Annotated in this window: 15 protein-coding genes; 7 read left to right on the top strand and 8 right to left on the bottom strand. The window is 70.7% G+C overall.

All coding sequences use genetic code 11. The features are described from left to right. The first annotated feature begins 409 nt into the window (after window positions 1-409). The 3 genes from ABD747_RS21580 to ABD747_RS21570 are packed head-to-tail and all read left to right on the top strand — an operon-like array spanning window position 410 to window position 4621. Window positions 410-1135: a DUF1361 domain-containing protein gene (locus ABD747_RS21580; RefSeq protein WP_344808511.1), complete on the top strand. Its 726-nt coding sequence runs from the start codon at window positions 410-412 to the stop codon at window positions 1133-1135. Window positions 1136-1178: 43 nt separating this feature from the next. Beyond that, window positions 1179-3716: an SH3 domain-containing protein gene (locus ABD747_RS21575; RefSeq protein WP_344808510.1), complete on the top strand. Its 2538-nt coding sequence runs from the start codon at window positions 1179-1181 to the stop codon at window positions 3714-3716. Beyond that, window positions 3713-4621 (top strand): hypothetical protein, encoded by a 909-nt coding sequence (locus ABD747_RS21570; RefSeq protein WP_344808508.1) that lies wholly within the window; start codon window positions 3713-3715, stop codon window positions 4619-4621. The genes ABD747_RS21575 and ABD747_RS21570 overlap by 4 nt, the downstream gene beginning before the upstream one ends. A 6-nt stretch (window positions 4622-4627) precedes the next feature. On the opposite strand, the gene ABD747_RS21565 is transcribed toward ABD747_RS21570, so the two are convergent. From ABD747_RS21565 to ABD747_RS21550, 4 genes are all read right to left on the bottom strand, one after another. Then, on the bottom strand, window positions 4628-7006 hold the full coding sequence (locus tag ABD747_RS21565; RefSeq protein WP_344808506.1) for an excinuclease ABC subunit UvrA: 2379 nt from the start codon (window positions 7004-7006) through the stop codon (window positions 4628-4630). Window positions 7007-7162: 156 nt separating this feature from the next. Continuing rightward, window positions 7163-7582, bottom strand: coding sequence for a type II toxin-antitoxin system VapC family toxin (gene vapC / locus ABD747_RS21560; protein WP_344808504.1), 420 nt, complete (start codon window positions 7580-7582; stop codon window positions 7163-7165). Beyond that, window positions 7579-7788, bottom strand: coding sequence for a type II toxin-antitoxin system VapB family antitoxin (locus ABD747_RS21555; protein ID WP_344808502.1), 210 nt, complete (start codon window positions 7786-7788; stop codon window positions 7579-7581). The genes vapC and ABD747_RS21555 overlap by 4 nt, the downstream gene beginning before the upstream one ends. A gap of 43 nt (window positions 7789-7831) precedes the next feature. Then, a complete protein-coding gene (locus ABD747_RS21550; protein ID WP_344808500.1) occupies window positions 7832-8080 on the bottom strand; it encodes a hypothetical protein in 249 nt (82 codons plus the stop codon). On the opposite strand from ABD747_RS21550, the gene ABD747_RS21545 reads away from it, so the two are divergent. Continuing rightward, a complete protein-coding gene (locus ABD747_RS21545) occupies window positions 8058-8195 on the top strand; it encodes a hypothetical protein (protein ID WP_344808498.1) in 138 nt (45 codons plus the stop codon). The two genes, ABD747_RS21550 and ABD747_RS21545, sit on opposite strands and share 23 nt — an antisense overlap. 42 nt (window positions 8196-8237) lie before the next feature. On the opposite strand, the gene ABD747_RS21540 is transcribed toward ABD747_RS21545, so the two are convergent. Then, window positions 8238-8804: a DUF1990 family protein gene (locus ABD747_RS21540; RefSeq protein ID WP_344808496.1), complete on the bottom strand. Its 567-nt coding sequence runs from the start codon at window positions 8802-8804 to the stop codon at window positions 8238-8240. Window positions 8805-8899: 95 nt separating this feature from the next. Here ABD747_RS21540 and mgrA point away from each other — a divergent pair, with 95 nt between their 5' ends. Further along, window positions 8900-9928 (top strand): L-glyceraldehyde 3-phosphate reductase, encoded by a 1029-nt coding sequence (gene mgrA, locus ABD747_RS21535; RefSeq protein ID WP_344808494.1) that lies wholly within the window; start codon window positions 8900-8902, stop codon window positions 9926-9928. A 27-nt stretch (window positions 9929-9955) separates the two neighbouring features. Here the strand turns inward: mgrA and ABD747_RS21530 are convergent, their stop codons facing one another. After that, window positions 9956-10741 carry a DUF1206 domain-containing protein gene (locus ABD747_RS21530; protein WP_344808492.1) on the bottom strand — a complete coding sequence of 262 codons (786 nt, stop codon included), beginning with the start codon at window positions 10739-10741 and terminating at the stop codon, window positions 9956-9958. Then, window positions 10716-11408: a membrane protein YczE gene (gene yczE, locus ABD747_RS21525; protein WP_344808519.1), complete on the bottom strand. Its 693-nt coding sequence runs from the start codon at window positions 11406-11408 to the stop codon at window positions 10716-10718. Before yczE ends, ABD747_RS21530 begins: the two co-directional genes overlap by 26 nt. Before the next feature lie 109 nt (window positions 11409-11517). Between yczE and yczR the strand changes: the two genes are divergently transcribed. Further along, the gene (gene yczR / locus ABD747_RS21520) at window positions 11518-12972 is read left to right on the top strand and encodes a MocR-like transcription factor YczR (protein ID WP_344808490.1); all 1455 of its coding nucleotides are present in this window, start codon (window positions 11518-11520) and stop codon (window positions 12970-12972) included. A 24-nt stretch (window positions 12973-12996) separates the two neighbouring features. On the opposite strand, the gene ABD747_RS21515 is transcribed toward yczR, so the two are convergent. Beyond that, window positions 12997-13581: an HhH-GPD-type base excision DNA repair protein gene (locus ABD747_RS21515; protein ID WP_344808488.1), complete on the bottom strand. Its 585-nt coding sequence runs from the start codon at window positions 13579-13581 to the stop codon at window positions 12997-12999. A 120-nt stretch (window positions 13582-13701) separates the two neighbouring features. Between ABD747_RS21515 and ABD747_RS21510 the strand changes: the two genes are divergently transcribed. Continuing rightward, a complete protein-coding gene (locus tag ABD747_RS21510; RefSeq protein ID WP_344808486.1) occupies window positions 13702-14130 on the top strand; it encodes a CBS domain-containing protein in 429 nt (142 codons plus the stop codon). Window positions 14131-14171 lie beyond the last annotated feature (41 nt).

The following is a 14171-nucleotide window of genomic DNA, read 5'->3' as shown; positions in this document are numbered from 1 at the left end:
CCAGGCCGCGCTGACCAACATGATCGCCAGTGGCAGCAACATCATGGGCGGTGGCAACTGAGCATCGGCCCCGCAGGCCGCACCACAACACCGCAGCACCGACCAGAACCCGAGTGGCCCACCGCCGCCCGGGTTCGGTCTGCTTCAGTGGAGTTGCCTCAGGGGGTTGCCTCAGGGGATTGCCCGGCCCCCTCCGAAAGCATTACCTGACATAATGTCGCTTATCGGACAACTCTGATCTCAGCCGAGACGCCGACGTCCGCACCGGGCCCCTTCCAACTTCGCGCGGGTTTCGCCTAGTTCGCGCGACCAGCTAGACGCGCGAACAAGGTCGAAGTCGCGCGAAGACGGGCTTCGGCGGTTCCGTGGTTCGCCGAGGGCGACCGGCCCGGCTCGTAGACTGGCGATCGTGTCGCAGACCCCGAACCGCCGGCCGTTGTTCTGGCTGCTCGGGCTCGCGGCGTTCCTGGTCGCGTTGTCAGTGGCCTCGGTAGCGCTGCTGGCCGTTCGGATCGACCGGGTCGGTGAGCCGGCCTTCGTGTTCTTGACCTGGAACCTCTTCCTGGCCTGGATTCCATTCGTCCTCGCGCTCTGCGTTGCGGCCGTCCACCGCAGCGGCGGTCCGCGTCCCTTGCTGTGGCTGCTCGGAGCCGGCTGGCTGCTGTTCCTACCGAACGCGCCGTACATCCTGACCGACTTCATCCACCTCGGCCGAATCGGGGGCGCTCCGCTGTGGTTCGACGCCGCGCTGATCGGGAGCTTCGCCGCGACCGGCCTCGCGCTCGGGCTGACCTCGCTGCTCGTCGTGCACCGGGTCGTCGAGGCGCGCTCCGGCCGGCTCGTCGGCTGGCTGGTCGCGGTCGGCTCGCTGCTGCTGTGTGCGATCGGGATCTATCTCGGACGTTATCCGCGGTTCAACTCCTGGGACGTGCTGACCGACCCGCACAGCCTGCTCGCGGTGGTGCTGCAGCGGCTCGCCGATCCGCTCGGCAACCCGTTCCTGCTCCGGTTCGGCGTGCTGATGTCGGCGCTGCTGCTGTGCTCCTATCTGATCGCCTGGGTGCTGGGCCGGGGCCTGGCCGGGCCCGTCGCTGCCCTTTCGGGCAAGCAGGATGTACCCGGGCGTTCCCGATAGTGCTTGTTCCGCGGTCGGCTGCGGGTCGATCGTGGAAGGTGCCATGACTCCGACCCGCGGGCGCGGCCCGACGCCGCCGAAGCGCACGCCGCCGAAACGCGCGCCGCGGAACGAACCGCGCCGGTTCGCTCGCTACGACCCGACCGGCACCGACCACCCGGTGCTGGAGCTCCAGGCGGCGGCCGGCAACCATGCCGTCAGCGGCCTGCTCGTGCAGCGGCATCCCGTCGCCGGCACCCCGGTGCACCGGCACACCCGGGCCGACCTGTTCGATCCGCCGGGCACCACGTTCGCGGACTTCGAACGGTCCGTCCGCCGGCAGGCCGACTGGTTCGCCGAGCCGAGCCTGACCGCAGCCGACCGCGCCGATCTGCACGCGCTGCTGCGCCGAGCGGCCGAAGGCCCCCAGATCCTGGCCGGCGCCGGCGACCTGCCGCTGGCCGACCTCCGGGCTCTGCCGGCCGCGGACTGGACCGCGCTGGCGGCGTTCGGGCGGGCCTGCCAGGGAACGGACACGGTGCAGATCGCGGACGCGACCGCGTACACGCTGCCGAACCGGCTCAAACTCGGCCGGACGCTGGTCGCGCTGGAGGCCGTGATCCCGCCCGCCGTGCTGAACCGCACCGTCTCGGAGGCCCAGCTGGGCGACGTCGACTCCGGCGGGCTGGTGCCCAAGATCGCCGCCTACTGGACGACGTTCACCCCGTCGCTGCAGGAGGGCTACGACCCCGGACCGGGTGCCAAAGGACCGGAGTTCGAGCTGGTCCTCGAATTGATCAAGCGCACCGGCCACAGCCCGTTCCTGCCGCTGCTCGGCAGGATCCGGAACCTGCACCGGCTGACCGAGGCGGCGCTGCTGCGGCTCAAGACCAACTTCGCCGACCACTCCCACACCAAGCGGGTGGACGTCGTGCTGCTCACCGGTCACGACCCGTCCGGCTCGTTCCGGTCGGATCGATCGATGCTGGAGGACCTGATCGTCAACTCGCCGAACCTCGTGCTGGTGCTCGAAGGTCAGGCATCGCTGGCGGCGATCACCGCCGAGGTCCCGGTGCTGGCCGCGAGCTACGGCAAGCCCGACTCGACCGGCGTCCCCCGGCTCGGACAGGTGATGATCTCCGGGCACGGAACCGCGCGCAGCGTCGGCCTCGCCGGCTCCGGAGTGCCGAACGCGGCCGGCAAGTATCCGCACGAGAGCATCGACCTGGACAACAACCTGGCCCAGTCCAAGGCGTTGATCGACGCCTTGCTGACCAACATGGATCCGGCGACGGCGAAGATGGTGTTCAACGGCTGCCTGGTCGGCGCCAACCCGGTGGCCGCGGGCACCCCGAACGCCGCCATCGCCGGGCAGATCGGTGCGACCCCGAGCCTGGCGACGTACGTCCAGCAGCGCGCGGCGGCGCTCGGCCTGCCGCCCGGCTTCAGCACCCTGGCCGCTCGGGCGTCGGTCAGTGCGCCGTCGAGCTTTCACAACGGCGCCGGCGATCTCGCGTTCGACTACCCACGCGATCCCGACGCGTTCGGGCCGGCGGCCGGGTACGTCGCCACCGGGATCGAGCCCGAGGGCCTGTTCACTGCGGCGGTCGAGGTCGCCGCCCTCAGCTCGCCGGCAACCGCGGAGACCCTGCTGCGGTCCAGGCTGGCCCGGCCGGCCGACCCCAGCGACTGGTGGGATACCTGCACCCGCGCGCTGGTGACCGTCGCGCTGCGGCCGATCGGGGTCGGCGCGGGCATCAGCGCGGAGCGGCTGAACGGGTTCGCCCACCTGGCCGACACGCCGTTCCTCAGTCACTTCGGCGGCGAGTTCAATGTGGGCGCCGGCACCTGGGTGAACAACGTCAACCCGCATCCCGACGCGGCCGATGTCTACGCCACCATCGTGGCCACCAGTTTCATGTCCGCGCCCACCGAGCAGGAGGCGATCATCGGCCGGTTCACCCTCGAGCAGGGCTGGCTCGCCCTGGGCGGTGCGCGGGTCGGGCCGCTGATCACGTTCCTGGACGGCACCCCGGCGACGTTCACCGCCAGGACCATGCAGGCCCACCTGGACCCGGTCGTGCTCGCGGGCCAGTCGGCGACCCTGTTCCCGGCCGGCGGACCGACCAGCTCCGGCCGGCTCCGGCTGGCGCTGGCCTGGCTGTTCGCAGACCCGGCCAACGCCGACGTCCAGGCGTACCTGAACGCGCAGGTGAACACGCCGGCGTCCGGCCCCGAGCTGAACGCCGCGCTGACCGCCGAGCTGGGCGGGATTCTCGACACCCAGGTTCTCGACAAGCTCGGCCGGCTCGTCGCGACCGTGCCGCCGGCGGCTCCGGGGGGTGTCGCGCTGCCGGCGGCGAACGCCGAGGTCGACGCCTCGGGCACCAACAAGGTCCGGATCGAGCCGCAGCCCTACCCCGCGACGGTCCAGGCAGCGGCCGTGAACGTGCGGGACAAGCCGGGGATGCACGGCGCGGTGATCGCGGTGGTGCACCTGGGCGACGTCCTGGACGTGGCCGGCTTCACCCATGACTGGGCTGCCGTCGACCGCAACGGCAGGCTCGGTTTCGTCCACCGCACCCTGGTCTCGGCGCCATGACCCCGGTCCCCCGGCTCGGCGACTGGCGCACCCTGACCGGGCCGTCCGGCGCGTGGTTGGCCGTCGCCGGCGACCACGTGGCGGCGGCCGGGCTCGACCGGCTCAGCGTCTGGCGCGACGGCACGCTGCTGCTCACCGCGACGGCCGGTACGTCCGCGCCCGGCCGCCCGCGCTTCGTCGCCGCCGGCGCGGGCGGCACGGCGCAGGTGTACTGGGCAACGACGGTCGTCGATCTGGCCGGCGCCGGGATCCGGCGCCTCGACGACCTGGCTCGGGCGGTGGTGCCGAAGCCGGTCCCGCGCAAACCGGGGCACGCCGCCGGATCGCCGCGGCTGACCGACCTCGCCTGGTCGGCCGACGGATCGACGGTGCTGGTCTCGCGCCAGGAGAGCGGCCCGTCCCGGTCCCTCTCGGCCTCGGCCACCCTCTACCGGTCGACCGGGGAGCCGCTGGCGGAGCTGTGGCGCGGGCAGGAACTTGGGCCCGTCGCCGGTCTGGTCGGGCCGGACTGGGCCGTCGTCGGCGGCCGGCAGCAGCTCGTCTGCTCGTTCGACGGCAGCCGGCTGGCCGTGCTCGACGGGGTGACTCCCCCGCGCCGGATCGACACCGACGAGACGGCCTCGCGGGTGCTGACGGTCGAGGCGCCGATGTTGCGGCTGTGGGACACCACCGGCTGGGAGCTGGTCGCCGCGGCCGAGGGGCCGTGGGTCGACGCCTGCCTCGGCCCCGGCGGCGACTGGGTGCTGGCGCTGGACTACGACGGCCGGCTGCAGGTGCTCGACGCCGCGCTGGAGCCGGTCGACCGCCCGGCAGCCCCGGGGGCGCCGGACGGGATCGCCGCCGGGGACCGGTCGGTGGCCGCGGCGATCGGCGGAACGGTGTGCTCCGCCGCGTTGCTCGGCTGAGGGCCCTCAGCCGACGTACGCCGCCAGGTGCTTCCCGGTCAGGGTCGACTTCGCCGCGATCAGGTCCGCCGGGGTCCCTTCGAAGACCACCCGGCCGCCGTCGTGGCCGGCGCCGGGGCCGAGGTCGATGATCCAGTCGGCGTGCGCCATCACCGCCTGGTGGTGCTCGATCACGATCACCGACTTGCCGGCGTCGACCAGCCGGTCCAGCAGGCCGAGCAGCTGTTCGACGTCGGCCAGGTGCAGGCCGGTGGTCGGCTCGTCCAGGACGTACACCCCGCCCTTGTCCGACATATGGGTCGCCAGCTTCAGCCGCTGCCGCTCACCGCCCGACAGGGTGGTCAACGGCTGACCGAGGCTCACGTAGCCCAGCCCGACGTCGACCAGGTGCTGCGCGATCTTGTGCGCGGCCGGCGTCTTCGCCTCGCCGGAACCGAAGAACTCGGCCGCCTCGAGCGCCGGCATCGCCAGCACCTCGCTGATGTCCTTGCCGCCGAAGGTGTAGTCCAGAACCGTGGCGTCGAAGCGCTTGCCCTCGCAGATCTCGCAGATCGTCTCGACCCCGCGCATGATCGCCAGATCCGTGTAGACGACGCCCGCGCCGTTGCAGTTCGGGCACGCGCCCTCGGAGTTGGCGCTGAACAGCGCCGGCTTCACCCCGTTGGCCTTGGCGAACGCCTTCCGGATCGGGTCCAGCAGCCCGGTGTACGTCGCCGGGTTGCTCCGCCGCGACCCCTTGATCCCGCCCTGGTCGACGGTGATCACGCCCTCGGTGTTGGAGATCGAGCCGTGGATCAGCGAGCTCTTGCCGGACCCGGCCACCCCGGTCACCACCACCAGCACGCCGAGCGGGACGTCGACGTCCACGTCCTGCAGGTTGTTCGTCCGGGCGCCACGGATCTCCATCCGTCCGGACGGCTCGCGGACCTCCGGTTTCAGCGACGCCCGGTCGTCCAGGTGCCGTCCGGTCAGGGTGCCGCTTGTCCGCAGCCCGTCGACGGTCCCCTCGAACACCACCTCTCCCCCGGCGCCACCGGCGCCCGGGCCGAGGTCGACGACATGGTCGCCGATCGCGATCGCCTCCGGCTTGTGCTCCACCACCAGCACCGTGTTGCCCTTGTCCCGCAGCTGTTTCAGCAGGTCGTTCATCCGGGCGATGTCGTGCGGGTGCAGGCCGATGGTCGGCTCGTCGAAGACGTAGGTGATGTCGGTCAGCGACGAGCCGAGGTGGCGGATCATCTTGGTGCGCTGCGACTCGCCGCCCGACAGCGTGCCGGACGGCCGCTCCAGCGACAGGTAGCCGAGCCCGATCTCGACGAAGGAGTCCAGCGTGTCACGCAGCGACGCGAGCAGCGGCCCGACCGACGGCTCGTCCAGCCCGCGTACCCACGTGGCCAGGTCGCTGATCTGCATCGAGCAGGCGTCCGCGATGCTGATCCCGTCGATCTTGGACGAGCGGGCCGCCTCGGTCAGCCGCGTACCACCACAGTCCGGGCAGGTGCCGAACGTGATCGCCCGCTCCACGAAGGCCCGGATGTGCGGCTGCATCGCCTCCACGTCCTTGGACAGCATGGACTTCTGGATCTTCGGGATCAGACCCTCGAAGGTGACGTTGATGCCCTCGACCTTGATCCGGGTCGGCTCGGCGTACAGCAAGGTGTTCAGCTCGCGCTTGGTGTACTTCTTGATCGGCTTGTCCGGATCGAAGAAGCCCGATGCCCGATAGATCCGGCCGTACCAGCCCTCCATGCTGTAGCCGGGAATGATCAGCGCGCCCTCGTTCAGCGACTTGGAGTCGTCGTACAGCGCGGTCAGGTCGAAGTCGCTGACCCGGCCCATGCCCTCGCAGCGCGGACACATGCCGCCGGTGATGCTGAAACTGCGCCGTTCCTTCGTCGTCCGCCCGGCGCGCTCGAGGGTGACCGCGCCGGCGCCGCTGATCGATGCCACGTTGAACGAGAATGCCTGCGAGGAACCGATGTAGGGCTTGCCGAGCCGGCTGAACAGGATCCGCAGCATGGCGTTGGCGTCGGTCGCCGTGCCAACCGTGGAGCGCGGGTTCGCGCCCATCCGTTCCTGGTCGACGATGATCGCCGTGGTCAGCCCCTCCAGCACGTCGACGTCGGGTCGGGCCAGCGTGGGCATGAAGCCCTGGACGAACGTGCTGTAGGTCTCGTTGATCAACCGCTGCGACTCGGCGGCGATGGTGCCGAAGACCAGCGAGCTCTTGCCCGAGCCGGACACGCCGGTGAAGACGGTGAGCTGCCGCTTCGGGATCTCGACACTGACGTCCTTGAGGTTGTTCACCCGCGCACCGAGGACGCGGATCACGTCGCGGTCGCGCTGGGCGCCCGCCGGTGGTGTGCTGGCCGTGCTCGCGGGCATGCTGGTCGTCCTTCGGCTCGTGGTCTGTGCAGCGGCAGTGCCGGATGCCCCGCCGCCGTCCGTCGTTGGTTCCACACCATCGTGACGAAGGTGCGCCGCCTAGTGTGACAAATGCCGCACCGGATAGAGCTGGGTCCGGGCGATCACCCGGCCACGTCAGCCAGCCTGCCCGAGGCGGTACGAGCGCTCATCGATGAGGCCGAGTCGACCTAAGGCTTCGAAATCCTGATCTTTGTGAACGACCAGCGCGCCGTGCCTTGCGGCGATTGCCGCGATCAGGCAGTCGACCATGCTTCGCACGGTCTCGCCGGCACGACGGGCGCCCCGATAGAGCGCGGCCGCCGAGCGGAAATCGAGGTCGGCCGCGACCCGCAGACCGGGAAGTCCGGTGGTGAGACGCTCCATTCTCGCAAGCGTGACGTCGTCGCGGGCGCCGGCCAGCAGTTCCATTGCCACTGGCTCGGTCATCACCAGGTCGTCCGGCGTGTCCGACACCAGCCGTCGGACCGCTGCGGTCGCCGGTGTGGCGTCGCCGCGGAGGTAGTCGACCCATGCTGATGTGTCGATCAGGATCACGTGGCCGGCACCGAGTCCGACCGTAGTTCTGCCAGGTCGCCCTGCCAGCCGGTGCCTTCCAGGCTCAGGAGAAAATCGGCCGTCGCGGACGTGCCCACGAGCCGTCGAAGGGCGAGATCCACTGCCTCGCGTTTGGTCGCAACATCGAAGCGACGCATCACTTCCCGGACCAGTTCCTCGTCGATGTCGATGTTGGTACGAGACATACACCAAAGATACACCAGAATGGTGTACAGCGATCCGCGCCGGTTACCAGTGCTCGAAAGCCGCGACCAGTCGACGGACGTTGCGCTCGAACCGGGCCCCGGGGTCGGGAAAGGCCAGCCGGCCGGCCGCGGTCATCAGCGGGAAGCGCTCGGGGTCCAGCCGTTGCTCGCGCTGACTGAGGCTGTAGCGGTCGTCGGCAAGACTGGTCTGCCGCCCCGCCATCACCGTCAAGGGCTCGGGGGCCGGCTCGGCCAAGCAGAGCCAGCTGATGGCCGAGCTGCCGGTGTTCATGGCCCGGATCGCCGACGGCTCCGTTCGTGTTCCGGTGTCGGCCGTCCCGCTGACGGACGTGGAGAGCGCCTGGCAGGGTGACGAACCCGGCCGGCGGACCGTGCTCACCGCCTGAGCGTGCCTCCCGCCCGAGTTGCGCGGCCGGCCGAGCCGGCGATCAGCCGACCTGGTGGGTGTCCGGCCGGGTGTAGGCGACCATCGCCTCGATGTAGCGCTCGGTGACTCTCTCTTGCACCGCCCGGCCGAGCGATCCGGAGCTTCGGGCCAGCCGGGTTCCGGGCCGGGAGAAGGCGACGATGTCGAACCGCACCCGCTCCGCGTCGTCCATGCTGATCAGAAACGACTCCTCGCCCTGCTCGGGATGACCGGGCAGCGTGCCGTAGGCGAAGCCAGCCCGGCCGGGCTCGTCGACGACGTACACCACCCGGACCGGCGCCTTCAGGGCCAGCGGTCCTACCCCGATCCTGACCAGGGCGACGGTGTCCTCGGCGACCTGCAGGCTGGACGGGATGATCTTGGGCCCGGCCGCGCGGTGGACGTGCCAGCCGAACAGAGCGGTCCGGGCCAGCTCGAAGAACTCCTGTCCCTGGCCGATGTGCAGTTCCCGCCGCATCGGAACGTAGCCCTTCGGCAAGTCGCCCCTGGTGGCGCCGACCTCGTCGTAGCTGAACGGGGCGGCGCGCAGCTCGGCGGCGGCGGATGCGTCGAGCAACTCTGATCTCATGGCTGCACAGTCTGACCGATCGACGGCGCCGATGCACACCGGGCGGTGGGCCACCGGGCGTCGGGGCGCAGCGGCCGGTCGGTAGCCTGCGAGTCATGGTCTATACCGCCGCCGACGAGCGATACGACGTCCAGCCCTACCGCCGGTGCGGCCGCAGCGGGCTGCTGCTGCCCGCCGTCTCGCTCGGCTTCTGGCACAACTTCGGCGACGACAAGCCGCTGGAGACCCAGCGGGCGGTGATGCGGCGGGCCTTCGACCTGGGTGTCACGCACTTCGATCTGGCCAACAACTACGGTCCGCCCTTCGGCGCGGCCGAGAGCAACGTCGGCACGATCCTCGCGCAGGACTTCAAGCCGTACCGCGACGAGCTGGTCATCTCCAGCAAGGCCGGTTGGGACATGTGGCCGGGACCGTACGGCAACCTCGGCTCACGGAAGTACCTGACCGCGAGCCTTGACCAGTCGCTGCGGCGGCTCGGACTCGACTACGTCGACATCTTCTACCACCACCGCCCGGACCCGGACACGCCGTTGGAGGAGACCATGTCCGCGCTGGACGCGGCCGTCCGCGCCGGCAAGGCGTTGTACGTCGGCGTGTCGTCCTACTCCCCCGAGGCGACGGCACAGGCCGCAGCCATCCTGCGCGACCTGGGCACCCCGTTGCTCATCCACCAGCCGTCGTACTCGATGTTCAACCGGTGGATCGAGGGCGGCCTACTGGACGTCCTGGGCGACGAGGGGGTGGGCTGCATCGCCTTCACAGCGCTCGCCCAGGGTCTGCTCACCAACCGCTACCTGAACGGCATCCCGGAGGACTCCCGTGCCGCCCAGGGCAAATCGCTCGACCCCGGCGTGATCAACGACGAGAACCTGGGCAGGATTCGGGCGTTGAACGAGGTCGCGGAGTCACGGGGTCAGACGCTGGCCCAGCTCGCGCTGGCCTGGGTGCTGCGCGACTCCCGGATGACCTCGACCCTGATCGGCGCGAGCAGCGTGCGCCAGCTCGAGGACAACGTCGCGGCGACCAAGAACCTCGGCTTCGGCGACGACGAACTCGCCGCGATCGAGAAGCACGCGGTCGAGTCGGGCGTCGACCTGTGGGCGCAGGCGCGAGACGCTCGCTGAGTCGCGGATGCCGGCGGGCGGTGGCGGTCAGTACTTCGGGTGCCGCGCCCAGAAGAAGCAGTACACCCCGAACGCTGCCAGTCCGGCGGCGACGGCGAACAGCAGGACCGGCCCGAACGGCTGGTCGCGGAGAGCGGTGAGCGCCTGGTCCATCCCGCCGGCCTTCTTGGCGTCGTAGGTGATCGCGGCGACCAGGAACAGCACTCCGATGCCGCCGAGCACGATCCCCTTGGCGATCCAGCCGACGGAGCCGAGAACGCCGACCGGTCGCGGCGCCGAGCCGTCCAGATCCCGTTCGATGAACTTGCGCCGGATGCCCTTGACAACCTGGGAGACACCGACGGCGACGATCGCGATGCCCACCGCGGCGACCAGGAAACGGCCCGCGGGCAGGTGCATCAGCTTCGATGAGGCCGTGTCCTCGGCCGAACCCGACGACGAGCCGCCGGAGCCGATGGCGACCCGGACCGCGATGACACCCAGGGCCGCGTAGACGATCGCCCGACCGATCGACGACGCGCGCCGAGCCAGCCGGCGCTTCGGGTCCGGCGACTCCTGGCCGACGATCGCGACCAGGACCTGCCAGAGCACCAGGCTGAACAGGCCGATCGCCATCACCCAGAGCAGGACCGCGCCGAGCGGCTGCTTCGCCAGCTGTCTCATCGCGCCCTGGCTGGAGGCGTCACCACCGCCGCCGAGCGCCACCTTGCCGGCCAGCCACGCCAGCACGATGTGCACCAGCCCGTAACTGACCAGGCCGATGCCGATCAACACGTGGTACCAACGACTACCCCGGATCTTCTCGCTGTCCATCGTGCAATTCATACCCTGTCGAGGCCGTCCTCACCGCGACGTAGGGCAAGAAGAACTGGACCAGCGGGCCGATCGCCAGGGCATAGACGACGGTGCCGACCCCGACCACGCCGCCGAGCACGAAGCCCACGGCCAGCACGCTGAGCTCCAGGCAGATCCGGACGGTCCGCAGGCTGCGGCCGGTGCGTGCGGCCAGGCCGGTCATCAACCCGTCCCGCGGTCCCGGGCCGAGCTGGGCGCCGATGTAGGCGGCCCCGGCGAGTCCGTTGAGGACGACGGCGGCGATCATCGTCGTGATCCGCGCCCACCACGCTTCGGGCGATGAGAGCAGCGCGAGCCCGGCGTCGGCGGCCAGACCGATCACCACGACATTGGCCACCGTGCCGACCCCCGGCCACTGCCGCAGCGGGATCCAGGCCAGCAGCACGAGAGCACCGACCACCATCACCACCTGGCCGAAAGACAGCGGCAGATAGCGCGCCAGCCCCTGGTGGAAGACGTCCCACGGGTCCAGACCCATGCCGGACCGGATCATCATCGCCATCGACCAGCCATAGAGCACCAGCCCGACCAGCAGCTGCGGGATTCGTCGGCCGAGCCGGCCCGCACGGAGCTGGGCCAGCGGGTCCAGCCGCGGAAGTTCGTACGCGGGCGGTCGGCGGAGCATGGTCACCCGGTTCAGTCTGGCATCGATTGGCCGCGGGCAGCAGAGCCAATTTCACCGGCGTGGACCGATTGGACTGGTCCATGCAGGCCACATATGCCAGACTGGCGCCATGGTGGTTCGCTCGGTCGGCGCCGCTCAGCTCAGCGCCCTGCTTCCGGCGGCCGCATTGGCCTCACCGGCCTATGCCAGTCTCGCAGATCGGCTCCGCCTGCTGGTGGTCGACGGTCGGCTGGTGCCGGATCAGCGCCTGCCGAGCGAACGTGAGCTGGCGCTGCGGTTGTCCCTCAGCCGGACCACCGTCGCCGCCGCCTACGCCCGGCTGCGGGAGGCCGGCTACCTCTGCGCCCGCCGCGGCGCCGGCAACTTCGTCGCACTGCCCCACCGTCGACCGGCGACCGGCTTCCTGCCCGGCGCCTTCCGGACCGGTGAGGACCAGATCGGGTGGAACTGCGCCAGTGGATCGGCCACCCCCGGGCTGGCCACCGCGTACGTCCGCGCGGCCGAGCGGCTGCCGGAGCTGCTCGCGGGCACGGGTTATCTGCCCGACGGGCTGGACGCGCTGCGGGAGCGGCTCGCCGGCTGGTACGTCCGCCGAGGTCTCGACACCGACCCGGCCCAGATCGTCGTCACGACCGGCGCCCTCTCCGCGCTCAGCGTCGTCGTGGCGACGACCTGCACCAGGGGCGATCGGATCCTGATGGAGTCGCCGACCTATACCAACGCCATCGAGGCCGCTCGCCGCGCCGGCGTCCGCCCGGTCGGCTATCCGCTCTCGGCCCACGGCTCGTCGGAGGAGGGCTGGCAACCGTCCGAGCTGGCCCGCACCCTCGATCAGACCGGCGCGACCGCGGCCTATCTCATCCCGGACCACCAGAACCCGACCGGGCTGTCGATGCCGGAGACCCTGCGGCGCGAGCTGGCCGCGTCGTTGCAGCACCGCGAGATCACCGCGATCGTGGACGAGACGCTGGTCGAGCTGCGGCTGGACGGCCCCGCGTACACCCCGGTGGCCGCCCTGCTCCCGGATGCGATCAGCCTCGGCTCGGCCAGCAAGGCGTTTTGGGGCGGCCTGCGGGTCGGCTGGATCCGGGCCCCGCATGCGTTGGTTCCGCGGTTGGTCGAGACCAGGGCGTCGCTCGACCTCGGCACCGCGCCGTTCGAGCAACTGGTGCTGGCCGAGCTGCTGCGGGATCCGGAACCGGCGCTCGCGGCGCAGCGGGACCGGTTGCGCCGGCAGCGCGATCACCTGGCGGATCTGATCGCGGACGCCTTCCCGGACTGGCAGTTCACCCGCCCGGCCGGTGGGCTCAGTCTGTGGGCCCGGCTCCCCGCGCCGCTGTCCAGCCGGCTCGCCGAGGCGGCCGAGGCGCTTGGTGTGATCATCACCCCGGGTCACCGGTTCTTCGTGGAGGGCGGTGGCGAGCGGTATCTGCGGCTGCCGTTCACCCATCCGGTGGACGTACTTGACGACGCGGTGGGCCGGCTCTCGGAGGCCTGGTCGATCGCGCGCTCCGGGCGCCAGACCGGCCGGCGGCCGAGCCGAGCCATCGACCTGAGCGCCTGAGCGCCGGGCCGGACCCCGGCGGGCTCACGAAGGGGCGGCGGCCTTCTTCGCGGCCTTCACCGACTTCTTGGTGTCGCGGACCCGCGCCAGGCTGTCGGCGTCGACGATGTCGGCGACCGAGCGGAACACCCCGGGCTCGCCGAACTGGCCCGCCGCCTCGGCCCAGCCCGGCGGCGTGACACCGCGCTGCTTGCCCAGCACGGCAACGAAGATCGCCGCCTTCTCGGCGCCGAAACCGGGCAGGGTCTGCAGCCGCCTCTTCAGCTCCGTCCCGGATTCGGCGCCGGCCCACACGTTCGAGGCCTGACCGCCGTAGGAGTCGACGAGGACCAGGCACAGCTGGCGGACCCGCTTGGCCATCGACCCCGGGAACCGGTGGATCGCGGGCCGTTGCGAGCACAGGGCGACGAAGTCCTCCTCGCTGCACTCGGCGATCGCCGCCGGATCCAGCCGGCCACCCATCCGTTCGGCGATCACCAGTGGACCGCTGAACGCCTTCTCCATCGGCACCTGCTGATCCAGCAGCATGCCGATCAGCAGCGCGTTGTCGTCGGAGCTGAGCAGGGCGTCGGCGGCTTCGTCGCCGGTGAGCCGGATCGGGGTCGTCATGCCTGCGATTGTGCCGCAGGGCGCCGACGGCCGAGACGCAACCGCAACCATCCGGCGGGACTCGTGGACCTTCACCCGACCCCGCCGCAGCCGCTAGGGTCGGCTGCAGGAGGTCGACCAATGCACATTCGCGACATTCTCACGAACAAGGGCTTCGACGTCATCGTCATCGATCCCTCGGCGACGGTCACCGACCTGGTGGCGATCCTGCGCGAACACAACCTCGGCGCGGTCGTGGTCTCCGGCAACGGGCGCAGCGTCGACGGGATCGTCACCGAACGCGACGTGGTCAGGCGCCTGGCCGACGGTCCGGACTTCTTGTCCGAACCGGTCTCCTCGATCATGACCGCGGTCGTCCACACCTGCACCCTGGACGACTCCGTCCAGTCGCTGATGCAGACCATGACCAACGCGCGGATCCGCCATATCCCCGTTGTCGACGACGACAACCAGCTCGGCGGGATCGTCAGCATCGGCGACGTCGTCAAGTCCCACATCAGCGAGGTGGAGTTCGAGCGCGACCAGCTCGAGGGGTACGTCCACGGCTGAGTGCGCCGATTTTCCGGGCAGTTCCGGCCCCGATATTCTGT

This window comes from Microlunatus ginsengisoli (assembly GCF_039537205.1).
Taxonomy (GTDB): Bacteria; Actinomycetota; Actinomycetes; order Propionibacteriales; family Propionibacteriaceae; genus Microlunatus; species Microlunatus ginsengisoli.
The sequence above is the reverse complement of the archived record's forward strand: the minus strand, read 5'-3'. Positions and strand labels throughout refer to the sequence as shown.

What these genes read in the sequence shown, in the direction of transcription:
- ABD747_RS21515 (WP_344808488.1), bottom strand. Translation starts at nt 13,581, where the DNA reads ATGACGACCCCGATCCGGCTCACCGGCGACGAAGCCGCCGACGCCCTG.
- ABD747_RS21565 (WP_344808506.1), bottom strand. Translation starts at nt 7,006, where the DNA reads ATGCCCGCGAGCACGGCCAGCACACCACCGGCGGGCGCCCAGCGCGAC.
- yczR (WP_344808490.1), top strand. Translation starts at nt 11,518, where the DNA reads ATGGTGGTTCGCTCGGTCGGCGCCGCTCAGCTCAGCGCCCTGCTTCCG.
- mgrA (WP_344808494.1), top strand. Translation starts at nt 8,900, where the DNA reads ATGGTCTATACCGCCGCCGACGAGCGATACGACGTCCAGCCCTACCGC.
- ABD747_RS21510 (WP_344808486.1), top strand. Translation starts at nt 13,702, where the DNA reads ATGCACATTCGCGACATTCTCACGAACAAGGGCTTCGACGTCATCGTC.
- ABD747_RS21550 (WP_344808500.1), bottom strand. Translation starts at nt 8,080, where the DNA reads ATGAACACCGGCAGCTCGGCCATCAGCTGGCTCTGCTTGGCCGAGCCG.
- ABD747_RS21575 (WP_344808510.1), top strand. Translation starts at nt 1,179, where the DNA reads ATGACTCCGACCCGCGGGCGCGGCCCGACGCCGCCGAAGCGCACGCCG.
- ABD747_RS21570 (WP_344808508.1), top strand. Translation starts at nt 3,713, where the DNA reads ATGACCCCGGTCCCCCGGCTCGGCGACTGGCGCACCCTGACCGGGCCG.
- ABD747_RS21555 (WP_344808502.1), bottom strand. Translation starts at nt 7,788, where the DNA reads ATGTCTCGTACCAACATCGACATCGACGAGGAACTGGTCCGGGAAGTG.
- ABD747_RS21545 (WP_344808498.1), top strand. Translation starts at nt 8,058, where the DNA reads ATGGCCGAGCTGCCGGTGTTCATGGCCCGGATCGCCGACGGCTCCGTT.
- ABD747_RS21540 (WP_344808496.1), bottom strand. Translation starts at nt 8,804, where the DNA reads ATGAGATCAGAGTTGCTCGACGCATCCGCCGCCGCCGAGCTGCGCGCC.
- yczE (WP_344808519.1), bottom strand. Translation starts at nt 11,408, where the DNA reads ATGCTCCGCCGACCGCCCGCGTACGAACTTCCGCGGCTGGACCCGCTG.
- ABD747_RS21530 (WP_344808492.1), bottom strand. Translation starts at nt 10,741, where the DNA reads ATGGACAGCGAGAAGATCCGGGGTAGTCGTTGGTACCACGTGTTGATC.